Consider the following 283-nt stretch of genomic DNA (forward strand, 5'->3'; position numbering starts at 1 on the left):
GCCCTCCGTATCCCGCAGCCGCAGCGGCTGTCCGTTGCCGTGCTCGCCGTGCTCTGCAGCGTGGCCCCGGCCGCCTTCGCCGACACCGCCGCCGACCCGACCACGCTGGACAAGGTCGTGGTCAAGGGCGAACGCGCCGAAGGCTATTCGGTGCGCCGCACCTCGGCCGGTACCCGCTTCGACCTGGCGCCGCGCGAGATCCCGCAGTCGCTCAGCATCATCAGCCACCAGCGCATCGAAGATCAGAAGCTGGACGACATCATCGACGTGCTGGCCAACACCA

The 283-nt window shown here is 69.3% G+C and carries 1 pseudogene; it reads left to right on the forward strand.

What is annotated here, in order from left to right:
* Positions 1-283, forward strand: a pseudogene (locus EN804_RS36680) (hypothetical protein); the annotation flags it as partial.

Origin of the sequence: Mesorhizobium sp. M8A.F.Ca.ET.161.01.1.1 (genome assembly GCF_004792105.1) — a bacterium.
In the GTDB taxonomy this organism is placed as follows: domain Bacteria; phylum Pseudomonadota; class Alphaproteobacteria; order Rhizobiales; family Rhizobiaceae; genus Mesorhizobium.